Raw genomic sequence first — 22,924 nt, 5'->3', positions numbered from 1 at the left:
CTTTTAATATTATCAGATCAATCCAAATTGTTCAAAATGATGAGTAAAATGCTTCCTATGCATCAATTCCCACATTTCTTTATTTAGTTTTCCGAACACAAAATTCAGATGTTCTGCTTGAGGATTTTCTTTGTAATAAATTGAAAATCTTTTCAGGTTTTCTATGAATGATTCTTTTGCCGCATCAAAATTTTTATGTCTTAATTCCAACAGCTTTTCATCTTCAGCCAAGTAAGGTGCCGGGAAATCCTTAGGCATTTTCCTGTGATTGTAAAGGGAATCCTGCCATTTTTCGAGCTGTTCTTCAGGAGTAAAGCATTTTTCAGCTTCAGGTTCTCCCATACTTACCAAAACGCCATGCTCAAGATGCTCAATCATTTGTTGTGGAGACATATTACCCCAGCTTGGTTTTGTACTTTGGGTCAGGCCTCCTAAAATTTTCTGAATATTTTTAATATTAAGATCAACAAAAGGAGATTTTTTTGCAACTAAAGTTAAAATAGTAGCCACACAAACCACCTCATCTCTTTGATTAATTACTTCCACTAACCATTTAACGACTCCCGATGGAATATTTCTTCCTTTGACTCCCCTGTTTATTTTTTCTTTAGCTGTCAAATAAACAGTAATTGTATCTCCAGCATATACCGGTTTAAAGAAGCTGCAATTTTCCAGACCATAGTTTGCTATTACCGGTCCTTTTTTACCTGATACAAATAGTCCGGCAGCAGCAGAAAGGATAAAGTATCCGTGAGCAACCGTCTTATCAAAAATAGTTCCCGTTAAGCTTGTAGCATCTGTATGTGCATAGAAGTGATCCCACGAAACATTGGAGAAATTCACAATATCTGCATCGGTAACTGTTCGTCCTGCTGTTTCCAGAGAATCTCCAACTTCAACATCTTCAAAGTATTTTTGAAATGGATGCTTATCTGCATATTTTTTCTCTGCCCCTTGTTGGTAAATTTTGGTGATTGCCGTCAAAATATCAGGTGACCCTTGAATAGCTGTTTTTTGTAAAAAGAAATGCAGCCCGTTTAATCCTCCCATTTCTTCTCCTCCACCTGCTCTTCCCGGTCCTCCGTGCATCAATGTAGGAAGTGGGGAACCATGTCCTGTACTCTCTTTAGCATTATCTCTGTTCAGTACATAGATTCTTCCATGTTGCGATGCCATTTTCCAAGAAGTTTCAGCTACAAATTGATCATCGTGGGAAACAATTGATCCTACTAAACTTCCTTTCCCCCTTTTCGCGAGTGCTGCGGCTTCTTCCGCATCTTTGTAAGGCATCATAGTAGAAACCGGACCAAAAGCTTCTACATCATGAGAAATATTTTTCTCGAAAGGCTTATCGTTCAGGAATAATTTAGGACTCATGAATGATCCTTTTTCATAGTCTGCATCTACAAGCTCATGTTTACCATCATAAACAAGTTCTGTTTCAGTTTTCAGAATATCTACTTTTCGGAGAACCTCATCATACTGTTGCTTTCCTACCAATGATCCCATTCTGGTTTCACGGCTTAGAGGATTTCCTATTTTAGTTTGATCCAATGCTGTTGCCAATGCATGCTGTACATCACCGATAAGGTGTTCCGGTACAATTATTCTTCTTATAGCGGTACATTTCTGGCCAGCTTTTGTTGTCATTTCATTACGAACCTCTTTGATGAATAAATCAAATTCCGGAGTTCCTGGTTTTGCATCCAGTCCCAGGATAGAACAATTCAACGAATCTGCTTCCATATTGAAACGAACTGCATTACCTGCCACGGAAGGCAATGATTTCAGTTTTCTTCCTGTATTCGCAGAACCCGTAAACAATACGGAATCTCCATCCTGAACATAATCAAGAATATTTCCGGGTTCGCCACAAACCAACTGTACAGCACCTTCCGGAAGAAAACCACTTTCAATCATGTCCTGGAATACCGCATTGGTAAGATAAGATCCAAAAGGTGACGGCTTTACAATGGACGGAACACCTGCCAACAATGAAGTAGAAAGCTTTTCCAGCATTCCCCATACCGGAAAGTTATACGCATTGATTTGTATAGATACTCCTTCACTTGGAGTAAGGATATGAGTTCCTAAATGAGTTCCGTTCGCTGAAATTTTCTGTGTATCTCCATCTACCCAGAATGGAGTATTAGGCAACATTCTTTTTGCCAACCCCGAGTAGGTAAAGAAAGTCCCAAAACCTCCTTCAATATCCACCCAGGAATCCACATGGGTAGCTCCAGTTTTATAGGATAACTCGTAGTATTTTTTCTTTCTTTCCAGCAGGTAAAGCGCCACTTTTTTCAACATTTCTCCACGGTCATAGAAAGTCATTGAAGAAAGATTTTTATATCCTACAGTTCTTCCATAATCAAGAGCCTGTTCAAAATTAAGGCCTTCAGTATCGGAAACAGCTACCTGCTCTCCTGTAACGGCATTGTACAAAGGAACCCCGTTTCCGGTCCCTTCTATCCATTGTCCGTAGATATAGTTTTTTAACTTTTCCATATAGTTTTTTACTTTTTACTTAAATTAATTAGTGAGCCCTAAGGTATTCACAGTAATGACCAAATTACTATTACGATCTAATTTTTTTAGGAACACCGATCAAGTGAAACTGATTTACTTCGGTTCCTGGTAAGGAAACATTTTCACCAATCCTTCATATAAACTTCTGTGAAGAATAGTAGCATGATTGTCTGTTTCCATCATTTTATATTCTAATGTCCAGTTTTTCTTTCCGGCTTTTTTCAAAACATCGTAGAAAGTCTCCGCATCTTTTATCATTACAGGATGTTCACCTTTTCCAACAGACAGATAAACAAACTTTTTAGTATCCGGAGATTTTGAAAGTAATTGAGATGCTTGCTTTAAAAGACTTTCATCATCCCACCATAAACTTGGACTGATAATAAAATAGTTATTGAACATTTCCGGCTTTTTCAAAAGAATTTCCGTTGCTAAAAGTCCGCCCAGAGACTGGCCAAAAAGGTATTTTTCCGTAGTTTTAAACTGGCTTTCAACATAGGGTTTTAGCTCTTTTTCCATAAATGTAATAAACTGATCAGAATGCCCTGTGGTAGGATAGTCTTTCTGCAAGTCTTTTAAATCTGTATGAAAAGTAAAATCTCTTTTTCTATCTACATTAGCAACTCCCACTACAATGGTTTCCGGCATGGAATACATCTGATTAAAGAATTGTACTAATCCCGTCACGTGAATAAAATCTTCATTTATGCTTCCATCCAACAGATAGATTACCGGATATGATTTTGTTTTGTCATATCCTTGTGGAAGATAAATATTCAATATCCTGTCTTCATTTAAGGTTTTAGACTTAATCGTCCTCACTTCTCCAATTGTAAGCGGTTTTGTAGCAACAGTTTGTGCTGACAACACACTATTCATCGTCAACATCATGCTGCATACAAGTGCAATTTTTTTAATCATATTTAATTGTATGGTTATTGTTTTATATCATCCCAGATACTGTAATCCACAATTTTCGTTGGAATCTGCTGGACATATTCTGTAAAAGGCTCACAAGGCAGAATAGCTTCTTTTCCCTCTCTTGCCAGTTCCTGATATAACTTTGTCCCTTCTGTTTTCCAATGAATCATTTCATCGGAAACATCACGAATGATTTTTGCAGGACTTCCTACAACCAGTTTCCTGGGTTCACATCTGAAATTCGCCGGTACAAAAGCCAATGCTCCGACAATACTTTCATCGCCAATATAAGCTTTGTCCATTACCACAGCGTTCATTCCGATCAGACAGTTTTTGCCGATGTGTCCGGAGTGAATAATAGCTCCATGTCCGATATGTGCAGATTCTTCTAATATCGTTTCTATATTGGGAAAAACATGCAGGGTACAGTTCTCCTGCACATTAGCTCCATCCTTGATGATAATTTTCCCCCAGTCCCCACGGATTACCGCATTGGGACCGATATATACTTCTTCACCTATTTCTACATTCCCGATAATGACTGCCTGCGGATGAATGTAAGCAGAAGGTTTTATAATGGGACGAATCCCGTGGTATGAATAGATATTCATCTTTTTTTAATTTGAAAATCTGAGAATGCGATAATTTGAAAATTAGAAATGTCTTTAAGCATTTTCAAATTCTCAAATTAACTCACTTCCAAATTAATTATACTTTTTCAATTACCATCGCATATCCTTGTCCTACACCTATACAAAGGGTACACAACGCATATTTCTTATCCTGTTTATGAAGCTCCATTGCTGCAGAACCTACGATTCTTGCTCCTGAAACTCCCAGTGGATGGCCTATTGCAATGGCACCTCCATTTGGATTTACTCTTTCATCATCATCTTTCAACCCTAAACTTCTAGTTACGGCCAGTGCCTGTGCTGCAAATGCTTCATTCAACTCGATGATATCCATATCTTCAAGAGAAAGGTTTAATCTTTTCAGTAGTTTTTGAGTTGCTTCTACCGGTCCTATTCCCATGATTCTTGGTTCAACACCTGCTACTGCGGATCCTAAAATCTTTGCTTTTGGCTTAAGACCATACTTTTTAACCGCTTCTTCACTCGCTAAAATTAAAGCAGCAGCTCCGTCATTCATTCCCGAAGCGTTTCCTGCTGTAACTGTTCCTTCTTTTCTGAAAGCCGGACGAAGTTTTGCCAATCCCTCCATAGATGAAGAAGGTTTAATAAATTCGTCTTTTTCGAAAATGATTGGATCACCTTTTCTCTGAGGAATTTCAACTTTTACAATTTCTTCTGCCAGTCTTCCGCTTTCCTGAGCTCTTGTTGCTTTCTGCTGAGACCAAAGGGCAAATTTATCCTGATCTTCTCTATTGATCTGATGTATATCTGCTAAATTTTCGGCAGTTTCTCCCATTCCATCAACACCATACAGTTCTTTCATTTTAGGGTTGATAAAACGCCATCCGAAAGTAGTATCAAACATCTGGCTGTCTCTTCCGAAAGCAGCACTTGGTTTTGACATCACATACGGTGAACGGGTCATATGCTCTACTCCTCCTGCAATATAAATTTCTCCTTCTCCAGCAGCTATTGAACGAAAAGCGTTTGCCACGGCGGACATTCCGGAAGCGCATAGTCTGTTGACAGTTTCTCCTCCGATTTTATAAGGAAGACCAGCCAGTAAAAGACCCATCCTTGCAACATTTCTATTATCTTCACCCGCCTGATTAGCACACCCGAAAATAACGTCTTCAATTTCTTCTACCGGAACTTCGGGATTTCTTGCAACAATTTCTTTGATAACAATTGATGCCAAATCATCAGCTCTTACTTCTGATAATCCTCCCTGTAATTTTGAAATAGGAGTTCTGATATAATCTACAATGTATACGTTGTTCATTTTTTATTTAGATTTTGAGATACCAGACAAAAAGATTTCACTCGTTTTTAATCAGATATCTGAGTCTTATGTCTGATTTTATAATTCTGTTACTTTTTTTCCGATCTTATATACTGTTCCTACAAATTTTGCAATAAGCTCTTCATTTTGATTGGTGATCTGAATATCATAAACAGCAGTTTTCCGGGTATCGTTAACCAGCTTACTTTCTGCCCTAAAGATATCACCCTCTTTTCCTGCTTTAGTAAAATTGATGATACAATTTAACGCAACTGCAGCGTCCCCGGAATTATTTGATGAAAAGGCCAGTGCAGAATCTGCAAAAGCAAACGTCACCCCTCCATGGACCGTCTTAAGTCCGTTAATCATATCTTTTTTAATAGGCATTTCTATTAGACAATAATTTTCTTTCACCTCAATCATTCTGATATTCATCCATTGGGAAAAATAATCCTGACCGAGCATATAATCTGCAATTTGTTTTGGATTCATTTTTAGTTTATACTTGTTATTTCTTCATATAATTCTTCAACCAATACATCATAAATCCCCATAGTTTTACCTAGAATCATATGTTCATATGAAAAGTCTTCGGAAGGATACGAAGCATTCAGATCGAAATTATTTTCATCAGCTATCCTCTTGATCGCCTCCTTATATTTATCATTAAATTTCCCCAGCAATTCCAACCTTTCCTGATCATCTTTGATCAAAGAACATTCCCGGACCAGGTATTCTTTTTCCATCAAAAGCCTCTGCTTTAATTCTGCTCCGAAAATATCTAAATCCATTATAATAGTTTTATCCTTCAAATTAAGCAAGCTTATTTAATAAAGGGCTTTGTCGGTATCTTTCTTCCTGATATTCGTTATAAAGGTTCTGCAGGGTTTCCGAGATTTTTGTATATCCTATTTCTCTCCCCCAGCTTAATAAACCTTTCGGATAGTTGACTCCTTTTTGCATTGCCAGCTCGATGTCTTCATCATTCGCTACACCTAATCTTTTAGCTTCTACAGCTTCATTGATCAGCATGGAGATGATTCTTAAGAAGATCTGCTCATACAACGCATCATCTTTTCGAGCAATCGGTTTCTGAGCTCCTTCACTATAATCAAAAAAACCTTTTCCGGTCTTTCTTCCATGAAGTTTTGCTTCAGACATACGTTGCTGTAACAAGGAAGGTTTATATTTCGGATCATTAAAATAATCCTTATAAACAGTTGTTGTAACTGAAAAATTAACATCAACTCCAATGAGATCCATTAATTCAAAAGGTCCCATTTTAAAGTTTCCTAAGGTCCTCATGGCATCGTCTACCTGCTCTGGTGTAGCAATATTTTCTTCAACGATTCTCAATCCTTCACCATAGAAAGGACGTGCAATTCTGTTAACAATAAATCCTGGAATATCTTTAGCAATAACCGGAACCTTTCCCCAATCTTTCATGAGGTGATACATTTTCTCTGCTAAAGACTTCTCTGTTAATAACGAAGGAATAATTTCAACTAAAGACATCAGAGGTGCAGGGTTGAAAAAGTGGATTCCGATAAAACGTTCAGGATATTTCAATTCTGCGCCAAGAGATGTGATAGAAATGGACGATGTATTGGAACCTATAATACAGTTTTCGGAAACATGATTTTCCAGTTCTGCGAAAACTTTAGTTTTAATTTCTTTGTTTTCAATGATTGCTTCAATGACTAATTCACAGTCTTTGAAATCTTTCAGTTCTGTAGCGATAGAGACATTAGCCAGAATTTCGGTCATTTTTTCAGCTGAAATCTTCTGTTTATCTACTAGTTTGGTTAATGTTTTTTCCAAACCTAGCGTTGCCGTTTCTACCTGTTTTGAGTTGGCATCATATACCCAAACTTTACAGCTATTTGTTGCTGCTACTTGTGCGATGCCTATTCCCATAGTTCCGGCACCGATAATTCCTACATTCATATTTTAAATTTGAAAATTTGAAAATGAGCTAATTTGAAAATTACTTAAGCTTTTGAACTTGAAATAATTTTAGATAAGATTAACACAATCTCTTTTAAATCTGATCGTATTTTTTCATCCGGAGATTTTAAATATTGAGATTGAGAACATAACAAGAGCCAATACTCTGTTTCTTCAGCTTCTTTAGCAGCGATTTTTAATTTATGAATAAAATCGGCCTTGCTTTCTGCATTTTGAGCTTCTCTAACATTAGCCCCAATTGAAGTTCCTGATTTAAAAATCTGGTTTGCCAATGGAAATCTGTTAGCCTTATATAGTTCTTCAGAAAATTCAATAATGTTCAATGCAAAGTCAAAAGTCTTATTTACAATGATATTTTCTTTGTCATCTCTCATTTTCAAATTTTCAAATTAGCCCATTCTCAAATTAATTATCTTCCCTTATAATCAGGTTTTCTTTTTTGTAAAAAGGCGTTTACACCTTCTATGAAATCTTCTGTTTCTGCAGCTTCCTGTTGCAGGTCGCCTTCTAACTCCAGTTGCTCTTTGAGTGTATTGTTGTACGACTGAGCAAATGCTTTTTTAGTAAGTTTTATAGCAGCGGTAGGCATATTGGCCATTTTCTCCAGAATTTCCATTGATTTTGGAATAAATTCCTCTTCGTTGAAAACTTCAGCTACCAAACCGTAAGCTTTTGACTCTTCTGCTGACAATCTTTTTCCTGTAAATGCAAGGTAATTGGCTAATTGTCTTCCCAATAGTTTTGGAAGGAAATAAGTTCCTCCCGTATCAGGGATCAACCCGATATTTGAAAAAGCCTGTGCAAAATAAGATTTGTCAACTGCTAATACGAAATCACAGATCAAGGCAAGCATGGCACCTGCTCCAACTGCCGGGCCATTTACCAGTGCAACCACAGGTTTTCTGCAATGTGTGATTTCTGTAACCAATGGATTGTAATAATCCACTACTATTTTTCTAATGATATCATGATCATGGTGTTCATTTCCCTGTACAAAAGCATCATCTAAATTCTGTCCTGAGCAAAATGCTCTTCCTCTTCCGGAAATCGCCACACATCTTACCGTTTCATCTTCATTACAGGATTTTATAAAATCTTTCAAATCTGCCAAAGAAGGTTTTGTTAATGCGTTTAATGATTCAGGTTGATTCAGGTAGGCAATTTTGAGTTTTCCATCAAAATGAGTCTCGATATCAAGTTGTGTATACATAGTTTTTAAATTTAATTATTTAACAATGCTCTAATTTAACAATATAAATTAATGTAACCATCTACCAGCTTAGTAATCCGGCAGTAGCTTCGTTATGCTTTACATAGCCATATGCCTTAAATATAACAAGTACATTAATTTATCAATGGCATTTAAAATAATCAAAAGGTTCTAAACAGTCCAGACATTGGTATGATGCTTTGCATAATGTAGATCCAAATCTGCTGATCTGCTTAGAATGCATAGAACCACAGCGTGGACATTTTTTAGGTTTCCCTATATGGTGCTCATCTGCCCCTTTCTCCGGAGGAGTAATTCCATATTCACGGAGTTTTTCTCTTGCTTCATCTGTTAGCCAATCCGTTGTCCAAATTGGAAACATTTTGGTAACAACCTTTGCATCCCACCCGTTTTCCTTCATGATTTTCATGATATCTTCCTCAATGGTAAACATAGCGGGGCACGCAGAATAAGTAGGCGTAATTATTACCTCGCAAGAACTCTCGCTGGTAGCTTTTGCCTCTCTTACAATACCTAATTCCACAATATTGATTACCGGAATTTCCGGATCAGGAACCTGGGATAATATGTTTAATAATTGGTTCATTACTTATTAATCATTTGCCTATTTGAAAATCCATTATAAAATTGTTTAATTTTTAAATGGGGGTATATTTTCAAATAAATCTTATTTTACTACCAGGTACACCCCGGATATGCTCTCTGCATATATTGTAATTCACAAAGAATATATCCGAAATACTCGGTATGGTAACCTGTTCTTGACTTTGGCTGCATAAAATGATCCGTTGGATATTCTAGTCCAAAATCAGCAAAATCTTTTTCTGTAACAGCAATAAACTGCTCATAAAGGGCATCAACATCAGGTACAATATTAAGAGTGATCAGATCATCTTCGCCTTCCACCTTTGCAAACAGACCTTTTGTGTATTCCCAGATATTTTCAATTGCTTTTATCAGACGTACTTTACTTTCTTCTGTTCCCTGTGCAAAAATTTTCATCCAGGATGAAGCATGAGTATAGTGATATTTAACCTCTTTTAAAGATTTTTGGGCAAGCGCGGATAAGTCTTCATCTGAAGAATTTGATAAAGCTTCATACATTAATTTCTGATAGATAGAAAAAACATACACTTTAAGAATTGTCTGGGCATAATCTTCATTAGGGAGCTCTACCCAATGAGCATTGATGTATTCATGTTCATATCTCAAAAATGCCAGATCATCCTCGCTTTTACCATTATCAGCTACTCTTGAAGCATACTGATAAAAGTTATTCGCTTGTCCAAGTTCATCAAGAGCAATGTTGGTCAATGCAATATCTTCTTCCAGATAAGGACCTTCACCGCACCACTCGGATAGTCCCTGCCCCATGATGAAACTATCATCCGCGAATTTTAATAAATAATTATATAATGGATTCATTTTTTGATGGATTTCAGATTCAGATTTCAGATTTCAGATATTTAATTTTCATATCTGAAGTCTCATATACTGAAGTCTTTATTAATTACATATTTTTTACATCATTAGGAATGTCATAGAAGGTTGGATGGCGGTATAATTTATCATCTGCCGGATCAAAAAATGATTCCTGATCCATACCTTCTGAACTTACAATATATTTGCTGGGAACAACCCAAACGCATGTTCCTTCTTTTCTCCTGGTATAAACGTCTCTTGCATTCTGAAGAGCCATTTCTGCGGTTGGTGCCTGCACTGTTCCTGCATGTTTGTGGGATAATCCCGGTTTAGTCTGAATAAACACTTCCCACATATCTAAATTTGCCATAGTCAATTATAAATTTGAAAATTTGAGAATTTGAAAATGTGTTAATTAATTTTCAATCAGTACATTTTCAAATCATCACCTTATATCACTTCTTTTTGTTGTTTCTCCGCAAAAGCTGCTGCAGCTTCTTTCACCCAAAGGTTTTCCTGCTGTGCCTTTACTTTAGTTTGTAATCTTTTCTTATTACATGGTCCGTTTCCTGTCAGAATGGTCATAAATTCATCCCATGGAAGTTCTCCAAAATCATAATGCCCCCTCTCCTCGTTCCACTTCAGATCTTTATCCGGAATCGTTAATCCTAAAAACTCAGCCTGGGAAACAGTAACGTCAATAAACCTTTGACGAAGGCTATCGTTACTTTCTCGTTTTACTCTATAGTTCATAGAGATCTTCGAATTTGGTGAGCTGTCATCATTAGGTCCAAACATCATCAGAGCCGGCCACCAAAAACGATCTAACGCTGCCTGAGCCATTTCTTTCTGTTGTTTTGTTCCTCGGCAAAGTGCCATTAAAATCTCATACCCTTGTCTCTGATGGAAAGATTCTTCCTTGCAGATTCTTACCATTGCTCTGGAATAAGGTCCGTAAGAGTTACCCATCAGCATTACCTGGTTCATAATTGCAGCGCCATCAACCAGCCAGCCAATAGCTCCAATATCTGCCCAGCTCAGTGTAGGATAATTAAAGATACTTGAGTATTTAGCCTTTCCTTCCAACATATCTTCATAAGTAGCATCTCTGTCTGCCCTGATTGTTCCGTTTCCTAAAGTTTCAGTTGCAGCATAAAGATATAACCCGTGCCCTGCCTCATCCTGAACCTTAGCCAAAAGAGCCATTTTTCTTCTCAAAGAAGGAGCTCTGGAAATCCAGTTAGCTTCCGGTAGCATTCCTACAATCTCGGAATGGGCATGTTGTGAAATCTGACGAACCAATAATTTCCTGTAATCATCAGGCATAATATCCTTGGGCTCTACTTTATTTTCTTCGTGAACGTATTGAACAAATTTTTCTAAGTCCATTTCTTTTGTCTTTTGTAAAATGTAAAACGTATTAATGTATTCATGAATACTTTTTACATTTAATCGTTAATACAATTTAAACATCATAATTAAGCATCACCACATTGGTTGTCGGGTGACATTGACATGTCAGAACGTAACCTCTGGCTACTTCTTCTTCGGTAAGTGCAAAGTTTTTTTCCATGAAGACTTCTCCTTCCAAAACCTCTGCTTTACACGTACAGCAAACCCCTCCTTTACAAGCAAAAGGAACAGGCAACTGATCTTTTAATGCTTTATCTAAGATACTCTCTTTTTTAGAATTAAGATGGAAGGAATATTCATCGTCGTCAATGATCACCGTTACCATACTTTCTATATTGGCGATAGCTTTGAATTCATCACTCATTTCCTCAGAATTTTCTTCATCCGGAGCTGTGAAATATTCAAATAAAACCTGAATAGCAGGTACCTTTTTTTCTTTTTTCAGATAATCAGCAATACCTTTGATCATTTCTGCAGGACCACAAATGAAATAGGTAGCTTCTTTAACATCTATATCGGTATATCTTTCAAATAAATGATTCAGTTTTTCCGGAGAGATTCTTCCTTCAAAAATAGGATCTTCATGCTTTTCACGACTTACCAGATATACTACATTCAGCCTTCCTTTGAAGTGCTCAACCAGTTTATCGATCTCCGCTTTCTTCATCACATGATTCATGCTTCTGTTGCTGTAAAATAAATATGCCTTACTATTAGGCTCCTGGTAAAGACTTTCCTTGATATTGGAAAGAACCGGACTGATTCCACTTCCTGCAGCCAGACCAACATATGTTTTGGTATTCGATGGGTGATAGGTGGTATTGAAACCTCCCATAGGTGGCATTACCTCAAGCACCTCATCCATATGAAGATGTTCATTAAAATATCCTGAAACCTTTCCACCTTCTAAAAGTTTGACCAATACTTCCAATGTATTGCTTTTTTCACTTGGAGCATTGCAGATAGAATAAGAACGTCTCTCCTCATTTCCGTCGATCATCATCCGGAAGTTAAGGTATTGCCCCTGCTTGAATCTGAATTTATCTTTTAGTTCATCAGGAATTTCCACTGCTACATTCACAGCTTCATCGGTATCTTTCTGAACTTTTACCGTTTTTAGTTTATAAAATGAATTCATTTTTTCTTTAGTATTCTATTAATTTTTCCACCTTCGCATTTAGGTAAGCTATCCTGAGTGTGGATTTTCACTTTTGTGGTTATTCCTACCCGTTTCTTTATTTCGTTTTCAATATTTTTTCCAAAATTTCCGACAAAAATAAGATAATCATCGGTATTTATTTCAAGTTGATGAGATTTAATAAAATCATTATCTATTTCCAGGTCAATGTCTAAAGCAACGCACATTTGCTCCTTTTCGATAGGTGTAAGATAGTAATTTGGTACGACTCCTTCTACATGTGAAAAAGCTTCTTCAATCAGGCTTGGATAAACATTTACCCCTCTTACAATCAGCATATCATCAGCTCTTCCGATAAGAGGTCTCATTTTTACCATCGTTCTTTTTCCACTCTCATCATAGTAAAGACTTGTAATGTCATTTGTCCAATATCTTAGAAGTGGCATCGCTTTTTTCGTCAAAGTGGTAATCACCAGTACGCCTTCTTCTCCAAATGGAACCGGTTGTTTTGTATTCGGATCCAAAATTTCGGGATAAAAATGATCTTCCCAGATATAGGAACCACCTTTTTCTTCGAAATCCTCCATCGATACTCCGGGTCCGATAATCTCACTTAATCCATAAATATTAGTCGCATGAACCCCCAGCCTCTCTTCAATGTGATGTCTGATGATTTCTGTCCATGGTTCAGAACCCAACACAGCATACTTTAAACTGATTTCATCAGCAGAAATTCCTCTTTTAGCAAATTCATCAGCTATTGTTAAAGCATACGAAGGTGAGCAACAAATTACTTCAGGCTTAAAATCCATTATCAAATCCACTTGTCTCGTTGTCATTCCCCCCGAAATAGGAAGAACACTCATTCCAAGCTTTTCAGCTCCATAATGCAGACCTAATCCGCCGGTAAAAATTCCATAACCGTATGCATTATGCAATTGCATCCCAGGTTGGGCTCCTGCTGCGTTCAAAGACCTTGCAACCACCTCGCTGAAAAGATCAACATCTTCCTTCGTGTATCCTACTACCGTTGGTTTTCCTGTAGTTCCACTTGAACAATGTATTCTCTGTAATTCATTCTTCGGAACCGTAAATAATCCAAATGGATAGTGATCCCGCAAATCCTGTTTATAAGTAATGGGTAATTTCGAAATATCTTCAATCGACCTTATTTCCTGAGGTGATATTCCCGCTTCATTAAATTTTCTTTTATAAAAATCTGATCTTTCCTCAAGATAACCTACAAGATCTACCAATCTTTTGGACTGGAGCTCCCTAAGCTGGTCGAGCTCTAAATATTCAACTGAAAAATCCATAAAACTAACTAACATTTGTTAGGTGTAAATTTAAAAAGATTTTGGAAGCTGACAAAATTTTTATGATTTTAATCATATTTTGAATGATTCTAAATAACCAGAACGGTAATTTTTTTATCTCTTTTGATTTCCAAGCAGTCCAAAGAGTATCTTATTCCTGATTTCATCAGTGATCTCTACATTTGATCCTGTGTTTCTTTTGAACCAGAAATAAGAATTATTGAGTGTATGAAGAATAAACCTTGTAGTAAAGGATGGGGATTTTAATTCCCAATTTTCGGCCTTATAGATCCCGGAAATTAATTGTTCGACTTCCTGTTGATATTTTTTCCTCAACTCAACAAATTCAGGAAGCCTTTCCTCAAGATGTTTCCATTCGTTGGAATAAATATGAGTAACATCGGGATTTTTGAGAACAACAGATAAGTGTTTATCAATAAATAAATTCAGCTTATCACTGGGTTTGATATCTGTGTTCAATACTTCCTGAAGCTCAACAAAGAAATCCTGAGCAATACCAAAGCAAATCCATTCAAGGATTTCTTCCTTAGAACGTATATGTGCATAGAGAGAGGCAGCTTTTATATTCAATTGAGTTGCCAGATCTCTTACAGAACTTCCCATATAGCCTTTCTCTTTGAAAAGCTGAACGGCTTCGTCTAATATTTTCTTTTGTTTTTCTTTAAGCTCCATCAGTAGATTGCAAAAGTAACTTTTTTGATCCAAACTGTTGTTTTTTGCCTCATAAAAGTTTTACATACCTCTTTTAATCTGATTTCAAAATAAAAAAGAATGTCAAAATTTACAGATGATATGATGAAAATGGAAATTTTGTCTAGTTACCTCAGTGTTAAAAATACAATATTCGGAAATTTTGTCCAATTTATTTATAAATTCAATAATTGAACACTTTTTGTGTTATACGACCCGAATTAAATGATTAAATTAGATCAAGGACATCAGACTTTAGATACGGATTTAAGAAATTAAATTTAATTCAAAGTCTGAATGGTCTGAAATCTGATGTCTAAAATCTATACACTTTAAGTCAACCCAAAAATATAAAATATGAATTTAAATCAATATACTGTAAAATCACAAGAAGCCATTCAGGCAGCCCAGCAAGTTGCTATGGAATTGGGTAATCAAAGCATAGAACCTCAACATTTACTGGAAGGAATCTTTCAGGTAGATGAAAATATTTCACCTTTTTTACTGAAAAAATCGGAAGCCGATGCATCTTTGGTAAGAGAGAGAAACCGTGAAAGTTTAGAAAGACTTCCTAAAGTTCAGGGAGGTAATATTTATCTCTCACAATCAGCAAATAAAGTCCTATTGGATGCGCCGAACATTGCAAAGAAAATGGGTGATGAGTATGTAACAATCGAACACTTATGGCTGTCACTTTTGGATACTTCATCTGAAGTTTCTAAAATGCTTAAAGATATGGGGGTTACCAAAAGCTTACTGGAAGGCGCTATTAAGGAATTAAGAAAAGGGAGCAAAGCAAATTCTGCAAGTTCAGAAGAAACTTACCAATCTCTCAATAAATATGCTAAAAATTTTAATGAATTAGCAGCAGAAGGAAAACTGGATCCGGTAATCGGACGTGATGAAGAAATCCGTCGTGTATTACAGATTCTTTCCAGAAGAACAAAAAACAATCCGATCCTAATTGGAGAACCAGGTGTAGGTAAAACTGCAATTGCAGAAGGGATTGCACATAGAATTATTAACGGAGACGTTCCTGAAAATCTGATGGATAAAACTTTATATTCATTAGATATGGGAGCATTAATCGCCGGAGCAAAATATAAGGGAGAATTTGAAGAGCGTTTGAAGTCTGTCGTTAATGAGGTAATAAAGTCTGACGGACAAATTATTCTTTTCATTGATGAAATCCACACATTAGTAGGAGCTGGTGGTGGTGAAGGCGCTATGGACGCAGCAAATATTTTAAAACCCGCCTTGGCAAGAGGAGAATTAAGAGCAATAGGTGCCACTACCTTGAATGAATATCAAAAATATTTTGAAAAGGACAAAGCCCTTGAAAGACGTTTTCAGAAAGTAATGGTGGAAGAGCCGGATACAGAATCTGCGATCTCTATTTTACGTGGAATTAAAGATAAATACGAAGCGCATCATAAAGTAAGAATCAAAGATGAGGCTATTATTGCAGCAGTTGAAATGTCTCAAAGATACATCTCAGACCGATTCTTACCGGATAAAGCAATTGACCTTATTGATGAGGCTTCTGCCAAGTTGAGAATGGAAATCAACTCCAAACCCGAAGAGCTTGATGTCTTGGATAGAAAGCTTATGCAGATGGAAATTGAGCTGGCTGCTATTTCAAGAGAAGGCAATCAGACCAAAATTGACCATTTAAAAGAAGATATTTCAAAAATTTCCGAACAACGAAATGAGATTAATGCAAAATGGTTGAAAGAAAAACAAAAAAGTGAAGATCTTACACAGATTAAAAAAGATATTGAATCTTTAAAACTAGAAGCGGAAAGAGCTTCCAGAGCTGGAGATTATGCCAAAGTAGCAGAAATCCAATATGGAAAAATCAAAGAAAAAGAAGATGACTTGCAGAAGCTGGAACTTGAAATGCAAAATCATCAGAACGAATTAATAAAAGAAGAGGTAACTGCAGAAAATATCTCCGAAGTAATTGCTAAGTGGACAGGAATTCCTGTAACAAAACTTTTACAATCGGAAAGGGAGAAATTGCTGCACCTTGAAACAGAACTTCATCACAGGGTTGTAGGACAAGAAGAAGCCATTCAGGCTGTTTCTGATGCGATCAGAAGAAACCGTGCAGGATTGAGTGATGAGAAAAAACCAATAGGATCCTTTCTTTTCCTCGGTACAACAGGTGTCGGTAAAACAGAGTTAGCAAAAGCGCTGGCTGAATTTTTATTCGACGATGAGAACAATATGACCCGAATAGATATGAGTGAATATCAGGAACGTCATTCTGTTTCCAGATTAGTAGGAGCGCCTCCCGGATATGTAGGATATGATGAAGGAGGACAACTTACAGAAGCAGTGAGAAGACGACCTTATTCAGTTGTTCTTTTGGATGAGATTGAAAAAGCCCACCCTGATGTTTTCAATACCTTATTGCAGGTTTTGGATGATGGTCGTTTGACAGACAACAAAGGCAGAGTTGTCAACTTTAAAAACTCAATTATCATTATGACTTCTAACCTGGGCTCACATTTGATTCAGGAAAATTTTGAAAACATTACTGAAGCCAATCAGGATGAAATCGTAGAGAAAACAAAAGAAGAAGTTTTTGACTTATTAAAGCAAACTCTTCGTCCGGAGTTCTTAAACAGAATTGATGAGATTGTATTATTCCAGCCTTTAAGAAAAAAGGAAATTGGAAAAATTGTTCAGTATCAGTTGCGAGGCTTTAATGATATGTTAGCAAAACGAAATATTATCATGACAGCAACTCAGGATGCCGTAGATTATTTAATGAATAAAGGATATGATCCTGCTTTTGGTGCAAGACCTTTAAAGAGAGTTATCCAGCAGGAAGTTTTAAATAAACTATCCCGCGAGATTCTGGCCGGAAATGTAAATGACGGAGACCGAATCACTTTGGATTATTTCGATGAAACAGGTCTGGTTTTCAGACCGGCGGAAAAATAAATAGTTTTTTTCATATATATTATTTTTGTAGTAAGTGCTGTAGACAAAATCTACAGCACTTATTTTTGTTAATTCACATTGACATAACATCTGGACAACGCTATGAAAGTAACACATAACGATATCAAAAAAGATTCAAGTGTAAAAAAAACGGTAGAAATTATTATTTCTACCGCTTTTTTATTTTTATCCGGACATCAAAGTTATTTAAGAGCCGGGAGATTATTTAGAATATTCAAATTTTTACTATTTGCATCATTTCCCTTAGGAAATGCTGTAAAAAAGATACATTGGCTTCCTGCCTTTTGCTTCCCTTTATTCACAGCGCCCGAACTGAAGCTATTCTGTCCCATATTAATTGCAATATTCACGTCAGTAATACCATTAATCACAGCCTGTTCTTTTACATATTGAAGATATCCCTTCAATAAACCAATACTATAAAAATATTGCTTTTTAACTTCAATCCCTTTTGCATCCAACGTCTTTTCATTGTTTAATGCATAGGTTTTGTCTAAAAGTGAAGCTGTTTCATTAGCAATGAGATAATTATTAATATTCTTATCTAAGATATCATTTTTATCTGCTGTCGCATCAGGAGGAATAATACTACCATGATTCATTGCCTCTACACAATTAGCCGCAGAAACAGTATCTGCAGGAGTTTTGTAAGACATTAGATACATAGTCTGATATCCTTTATAATCTTCTCTCTGATGAGCGTCCACTTTTTCGGAAGAAGGGTATTGTCCGATATTAACCCCAATTAATGCATCTTGCCCTGCTTTCTCTTCTACATTTGCAATAAACGCTTCCAAAATTTCTATTGGATAAATTACCTGTCTTGCATCTTCGGCTGACAATCCCCTAGCTGTTCGTCCCCCTAATAATACAGCGTAGTTATTAGTGAGATAAGTATCTGCCAGCGCCTGAGCTGTTTTACTATCAATTAATCGGTCCTTGTAATTTTGAGAAATTACTTTATCGCTTGATGCTTCACTTTCATTATCACTGTTGCATGATTGAAATAACATTCCAACCGATAAAAGTCCCAATATGGCAATGCTAAAAAGTTTTGTTTTCAAAATTATTTTTTTTTCTACAAGTAAATATATTCAATTATTAATAATTATAATATAATAAGCATTTATTTTAACATAAAAATAAAATCTAATTAAGATTCGAAACATCAATTTTTTCACCAAAAAATTACCATTTTATAAAGAAAATCCATCTTCCCGTAAAATCACGGATAACAAATAGGAGAAATCCCTGTCATTTAACCTAAAATTTTTCCGAGATTTGCATTACTAACTAACACTGTGTTTAAAAAACTAACATTATGGAAACAAAACCTATTCTCGAAGGTGATGTGGAGACACTAAGTCTTCCAAACACTATGAGTAATGTCTTTATTCAGGAGCTGATTAATAATTACCGTAATAATCAACTGAAAGCAATTAATTCTACTCTTGAAATGACTGATGCAGATTCTATCTGGTTTGACTTGCCTAAATTGAAAAAATTCATTAACGATCTTGAAACAGAAGCTAAGAAAGTGAATCCCGCAACCAGTGAAAGTGATTTGGGTATTAGATTTTATTATGCTGCTTATCCTAAGATTGACAATTGGACAATTATGGAAAGTCATACTGTTCCAAAAGAGTACGCTGAACGACATACTTTAATAATGGTTCCCACTCTAAAAAAGAAGACAAAAACGGAAAGATTTTACATTACGATTTCAATCCATCCAATTCCAATGGTCAGGTAATCGCTATGGCATTAAAATCTCGAAATACAACAGATCCTATTGAAGAAGAAGGCGGACTAGCACAAAACCACGGAAGCTTAATTCCTCCTGATTCTCCAATTGTTCAAAACTATTAAGTAAAAAATGGATTCATTGCGAAGTGTACTGGACTATTCATTATATTGTACAGAAGGTTTATCCGCTTTAGTTTCGATTTTTTTTCTAAAGTCATTAAAAAATCAATACTGGAAGTACTTTTCAATATATTTGATAGCAATTTTTATATTTGAGTCTTTTGGCAGGTATGGAAATTTTTCCTTATTTTCAAAAATCAAATATTATAATTATTTTGTAATCCCCATGGAATTTTTGTTTTTCTATTGGTTATATGCTGCAAAATCATTCAACAATAGAAAACTATTCGGGATCCTTTCATTATTTTATCTGATTTCATTTATTCCCAGTGAACTGTATTTTAAGGAAAGTAAAATAATTTATTCATTTAATTATACTTTTGGGTGTTTACTTTTAATGATTTTAGTTATCATGGAGTACTATAAACAGGTGAATTCTGAAGATATAATCAATTTCAGTAACAATAAAATGTTTTATATAAATCTGGGAGTAACATTATTTTATATTGGAACACTTCCATTTTTTACATTTTATACACTTCTATATTATGACAACCGGGAAATCTGGAGTATTTATTGCAATTACTCACAGATTTCAGATATTATCATGTATTTATTATTTTCAGCTTCATTCATATGGGGAAAACGGAACTTTTAATAACCATTATTTTATTTAACGTATTCTTTGTATTATTCGTAGCTGCGCTAATGGTATACATTAGAAAATACAGACAGCGAAAAAAAGAGTATTTAAATGAAATTGAAATAAAAAATGAAATCCATCAGAAGGAGCTCTTGGCCACTCAGCTGGAGATCCAACAGGCTACTATGCAACAGATTGGCCGTGAACTTCATGACAACATAGGACAGAAACTCACATTAGTAAGCTTGTACACTCAGCAACTTTTATACGAAAATAAAGTTCCTGAAGTCAATGAAAGAATAGAACAGGTATCACAGATCATCAACCAATCCCTTCAGGACCTTAGAAGTCTTTCGAAAACTTTAACTGATGATAATATCAATCAAAAGGAAATCGTAACCTTAATTCAGGAAGAAGTCGACAACACCAATGCTTTTAAAAAATGTAATGTAAGCTTTAAACATAATTTTAAACAACTGGATCTGGGATTCGTACATAAGAATGTACTTTTGAGAATCACCCAGGAATTTATTCAGAACAGTATAAAGCATGCCCACTGCAAAAATATTTTCATTAACCTCAATACTTCGAATGAAGCACTTTGGGAACTGAATATCCAGGATGACGGTATCGGATTTGACAGGACTAACATAAGATCTAATGGCATTGGATTAACCAATATGAAAAACAGAGCGGAAATCATAGGAGCAGACTTCACTCTGGAAAGTTTAAAGAACAAAGGAACAACCGTTAATATTACACTAAAAAGACAGCCATGAAAAAAACAATTGTTATCGTTGACGACCACATCCTTATTGCGAAGGCATTGGAAGGTATTATTGACAACTTTAAAGATTTTGAAGTTATTTATGTCTGTGAAAACGGAAAAGATCTTATTCAGAAATTCGAAAATAACAATAAAATTCCTGATATTATCTTACTCGACATCAGCATGCCAATTATGGATGGTTTCGAAACCGTGTTATGGCTCAAAGAAAACCACCCTGATATTAAAGTAATGGCCTTGAGCATGCAAGGGGATGACAAAAGCGTCATCAAAATGATAAAAAACGGGGCAAAAGGGTATTTATTAAAAAACACCCACCCTAAAGAACTGGAAACAGCTCTTGTGAAATTAAATACGGAAGGATTCTTTTATCCGGAATGGGCGTCACGCATTATATTTTCTAATCTGAACAATGAAACTGAATCTAAAGATACAGTGCGGATTTCTGAGCGTGAAAAAGAATTCCTGAAATATACAGTTACTGAACTAAGTTATAAAGAAATAGCTGATAAAATGTGCTGCAGTCCAAGAACTGTGGAAAGTTACAGAGACCAGCTTTGTGAAAAATTAGATTTGAAAACCCGTGTGGGACTCGCTGTTTTCGCCATGAAAAATGGATTCGACTAGTTTCTCGGATTGCTTACCGATTAAAAACCTTTTCCAATTTAAATTATAAAAAGTCCCTTTTTGAAATTCAGAAAGGGACTTTTTACACTGTAAATACTGGCAAAAGAAGGACAAAACATTCGAAGAGCAGTAAATCATACCTTCCCATAATACGTTTTATTAATTATGCAATGAATATCAATTTTACTTACATAATTATAAACAAAATAAAGATTCAGATATGGAAATTATGAAAATGAGTAAAAAACACGAAAACACCGCCAGTAAAGTATAAAATCACCATAAAAGGAAATAAATTACTGAATTAAAAGTTATAAAAACCCATAAAATAATAGCAATTCATAAAAATGAGATTTTGCAAACTCACCCAAAATAATATAATTTCGTTTTTCCACAAATAAATTTATAGAAACTATGAAAAAACTATTATTTGGAATCCTGGCATTAGGATTCATGTCCGCTTGTAACAGCGACAATGTTTCAAATCAAGGTGAAGAGACTGCAAACAAATCTGCAACTGCTTCAGATTTAGCCAACAGAAGATCTTGTCCTTCAGAAGAAATCAGAAAGCAAACACTTCAGAACAATCCTGAACTCAGACAAAAGTATGCAGCTATTGAAGCGAATACTGAAAGATTTGCAAACGCAATTAAAATGGGGAAAGTTCTTGCAGATGGTACTGTTGAAATTCCTGTGGTAGTAAATGTATTGTACAATACTTCTGCACAAAATGTTTCTGATGCCAGAATAGCAGAGCAAATTGCTGTTCTTAATGCTGACTACGGAGGTACGAACAGTGATGTAAATAAAATACCAACAGAATTTCAATCTGTAAAATCAGGAGATGTAAAAGTGAGATTCAGACTAGCAAATACCGTAAGAAAATCTACAACTAAAACAAGCTGGAGCACTAATGATGCCATGAAAAAAGCTTCTTCCGGAGGTATTGACGCCACCAATCCTACCAACTATTTCAACATCTGGGTAGTAGGCAGCATGGGACAAGTTCTTGGATATGCGACCTTCCCTGAATCAGCAGGATTATGGAATGATGGGGTGGTGATTGCAGCTCCTTATTTTGGAAAAACAGGAGCATCTTCTCCTTTCAATTTGGGAAGAACGGCTACTCATGAAGTAGGACACTATTTAAATCTTAGACATATCTGGGGTGATGCAAATTGCGGAAACGATCAGGTAGCGGATACACCTACACAAACAGGAGCTAATTATAACAAACCTACATATCCTGTATACAATACTTGTAGTGGGGTATCAAGATCTATTATGTTCATGAACTATATGGACTATGTAGATGATGCTGCAATGTTTATGTTCTCTGCAGGGCAAAAAACAAGAATGCAGGCAGTTGTAAGTTCTTCTGGTCCTAGAGCAGGTTTAAGAGTATTATAAGTTTTCTTAATATGTTAAAAAAGCCTTTCTCAGTTTTGAGAAAGGTTTTTTTTTA

22 protein-coding genes are annotated in these 22,924 nt (G+C 35.8%); 5 read left to right on the top strand and 17 right to left on the bottom strand.

The annotated features are described in order from the left end of the window. Positions 1 to 12 precede the first annotated feature (12 nt). From paaZ to MTQ00_RS18775, 16 genes are all read right to left on the bottom strand, one after another. Entirely contained in the window at positions 13 to 2,508 is a 2,496-nt protein-coding gene (paaZ, locus tag MTQ00_RS18850) for a phenylacetic acid degradation bifunctional protein PaaZ (RefSeq protein WP_273650630.1), read from the bottom strand. 114 nt (positions 2,509 to 2,622) lie between these two features. Next, on the bottom strand, positions 2,623 to 3,450 hold the full coding sequence (locus tag MTQ00_RS18845; protein WP_273650629.1) for an alpha/beta hydrolase: 828 nt from the start codon (positions 3,448 to 3,450) through the stop codon (positions 2,623 to 2,625). A 14-nt stretch (positions 3,451 to 3,464) separates the two neighbouring features. Then, positions 3,465 to 4,061: an acyltransferase gene (locus tag MTQ00_RS18840; protein ID WP_172284286.1), complete on the bottom strand. Its 597-nt coding sequence runs from the start codon at positions 4,059 to 4,061 to the stop codon at positions 3,465 to 3,467. A 97-nt stretch (positions 4,062 to 4,158) separates the two neighbouring features. After that, positions 4,159 to 5,364 (bottom strand): 3-oxoadipyl-CoA thiolase, encoded by a 1,206-nt coding sequence (gene pcaF / locus MTQ00_RS18835; RefSeq protein ID WP_273650628.1) that lies wholly within the window; start codon positions 5,362 to 5,364, stop codon positions 4,159 to 4,161. Positions 5,365 to 5,442: 78 nt separating this feature from the next. Then, on the bottom strand, positions 5,443 to 5,856 hold the full coding sequence (locus MTQ00_RS18830) for a PaaI family thioesterase (RefSeq protein ID WP_172284290.1): 414 nt from the start codon (positions 5,854 to 5,856) through the stop codon (positions 5,443 to 5,445). Positions 5,857 to 5,858: 2 nt separating this feature from the next. Then, positions 5,859 to 6,155, bottom strand: a complete 297-nt coding sequence (locus MTQ00_RS18825) for a hypothetical protein (protein ID WP_273650627.1) — start codon at positions 6,153 to 6,155, stop codon at positions 5,859 to 5,861. Positions 6,156 to 6,177: 22 nt separating this feature from the next. Continuing rightward, positions 6,178 to 7,311, bottom strand: coding sequence for a 3-hydroxyacyl-CoA dehydrogenase NAD-binding domain-containing protein (locus tag MTQ00_RS18820; RefSeq protein ID WP_273650626.1), 1,134 nt, complete (start codon positions 7,309 to 7,311; stop codon positions 6,178 to 6,180). 44 nt (positions 7,312 to 7,355) lie between these two features. Further along, positions 7,356 to 7,706, bottom strand: coding sequence for a four helix bundle protein (locus MTQ00_RS18815; RefSeq protein WP_172284295.1), 351 nt, complete (start codon positions 7,704 to 7,706; stop codon positions 7,356 to 7,358). A 35-nt stretch (positions 7,707 to 7,741) separates the two neighbouring features. Next, positions 7,742 to 8,542, bottom strand: a complete 801-nt coding sequence (locus MTQ00_RS18810) for an enoyl-CoA hydratase/isomerase family protein (RefSeq protein WP_172284297.1) — start codon at positions 8,540 to 8,542, stop codon at positions 7,742 to 7,744. Between the two features lie 142 nt (positions 8,543 to 8,684). Continuing rightward, complete coding sequence (gene paaD, locus MTQ00_RS18805) at positions 8,685 to 9,149, bottom strand: 1,2-phenylacetyl-CoA epoxidase subunit PaaD (protein WP_273650625.1); 465 nt, start codon at positions 9,147 to 9,149, stop codon at positions 8,685 to 8,687. A gap of 89 nt (positions 9,150 to 9,238) precedes the next feature. After that, on the bottom strand, positions 9,239 to 10,000 hold the full coding sequence (gene paaC / locus MTQ00_RS18800) for a 1,2-phenylacetyl-CoA epoxidase subunit PaaC (protein ID WP_306615073.1): 762 nt from the start codon (positions 9,998 to 10,000) through the stop codon (positions 9,239 to 9,241). A 73-nt stretch (positions 10,001 to 10,073) separates the two neighbouring features. Next, complete coding sequence (gene paaB, locus MTQ00_RS18795) at positions 10,074 to 10,355, bottom strand: 1,2-phenylacetyl-CoA epoxidase subunit PaaB (RefSeq protein WP_172284303.1); 282 nt, start codon at positions 10,353 to 10,355, stop codon at positions 10,074 to 10,076. Positions 10,356 to 10,435: 80 nt separating this feature from the next. After that, complete coding sequence (paaA, locus tag MTQ00_RS18790; protein WP_337249973.1) at positions 10,436 to 11,374, bottom strand: 1,2-phenylacetyl-CoA epoxidase subunit PaaA; 939 nt, start codon at positions 11,372 to 11,374, stop codon at positions 10,436 to 10,438. 76 nt (positions 11,375 to 11,450) lie between these two features. Continuing rightward, on the bottom strand, positions 11,451 to 12,536 hold the full coding sequence (locus MTQ00_RS18785) for a 2Fe-2S iron-sulfur cluster-binding protein (protein ID WP_172284305.1): 1,086 nt from the start codon (positions 12,534 to 12,536) through the stop codon (positions 11,451 to 11,453). Continuing rightward, on the bottom strand, positions 12,533 to 13,852 hold the full coding sequence (locus MTQ00_RS18780) for a phenylacetate--CoA ligase family protein (RefSeq protein ID WP_273650623.1): 1,320 nt from the start codon (positions 13,850 to 13,852) through the stop codon (positions 12,533 to 12,535). Before MTQ00_RS18780 ends, MTQ00_RS18785 begins: the two co-directional genes overlap by 4 nt. 114 nt (positions 13,853 to 13,966) lie before the next feature. Next, complete coding sequence (locus MTQ00_RS18775; RefSeq protein WP_228457057.1) at positions 13,967 to 14,578, bottom strand: TetR/AcrR family transcriptional regulator; 612 nt, start codon at positions 14,576 to 14,578, stop codon at positions 13,967 to 13,969. 342 nt (positions 14,579 to 14,920) lie between these two features. Here MTQ00_RS18775 and clpB point away from each other — a divergent pair, with 342 nt between their 5' ends. After that, complete coding sequence (clpB, locus tag MTQ00_RS18770; protein WP_273650622.1) at positions 14,921 to 17,515, top strand: ATP-dependent chaperone ClpB; 2,595 nt, start codon at positions 14,921 to 14,923, stop codon at positions 17,513 to 17,515. 203 nt (positions 17,516 to 17,718) lie between these two features. On the opposite strand, the gene MTQ00_RS18765 is transcribed toward clpB, so the two are convergent. Beyond that, the gene (locus MTQ00_RS18765; protein WP_273650621.1) at positions 17,719 to 18,600 is read right to left on the bottom strand and encodes a hypothetical protein; all 882 of its coding nucleotides are present in this window, start codon (positions 18,598 to 18,600) and stop codon (positions 17,719 to 17,721) included. 257 nt (positions 18,601 to 18,857) lie between these two features. Here MTQ00_RS18765 and MTQ00_RS18760 point away from each other — a divergent pair, with 257 nt between their 5' ends. The 4 genes from MTQ00_RS18760 (at position 18,858) to MTQ00_RS18745 (ending at position 22,869) form a co-directional block, all read left to right on the top strand. Continuing rightward, positions 18,858 to 19,289, top strand: a complete 432-nt coding sequence (locus tag MTQ00_RS18760) for a hypothetical protein (RefSeq protein ID WP_273650620.1) — start codon at positions 18,858 to 18,860, stop codon at positions 19,287 to 19,289. 749 nt (positions 19,290 to 20,038) lie between these two features. Then, the gene (locus MTQ00_RS18755) at positions 20,039 to 20,824 is read left to right on the top strand and encodes a sensor histidine kinase (protein ID WP_273650619.1); all 786 of its coding nucleotides are present in this window, start codon (positions 20,039 to 20,041) and stop codon (positions 20,822 to 20,824) included. Next, positions 20,821 to 21,459, top strand: coding sequence for a response regulator transcription factor (locus MTQ00_RS18750; protein ID WP_172284311.1), 639 nt, complete (start codon positions 20,821 to 20,823; stop codon positions 21,457 to 21,459). Before MTQ00_RS18755 ends, MTQ00_RS18750 begins: the two co-directional genes overlap by 4 nt. Before the next feature lie 414 nt (positions 21,460 to 21,873). Continuing rightward, positions 21,874 to 22,869 (top strand): zinc metalloprotease, encoded by a 996-nt coding sequence (locus tag MTQ00_RS18745; protein ID WP_172284312.1) that lies wholly within the window; start codon positions 21,874 to 21,876, stop codon positions 22,867 to 22,869. The last annotated feature ends 55 nt before the right edge of the window (positions 22,870 to 22,924 follow it).

Origin of the sequence: Chryseobacterium sp. B21-037 (assembly GCF_028570785.1) — a bacterium.
Taxonomy (GTDB): Bacteria; Bacteroidota; Bacteroidia; order Flavobacteriales; family Weeksellaceae; genus Chryseobacterium; species Chryseobacterium proteolyticum.
Note: the sequence above shows the minus strand (reverse complement) of the source record. Positions and strands in the feature narration are given on the sequence as shown.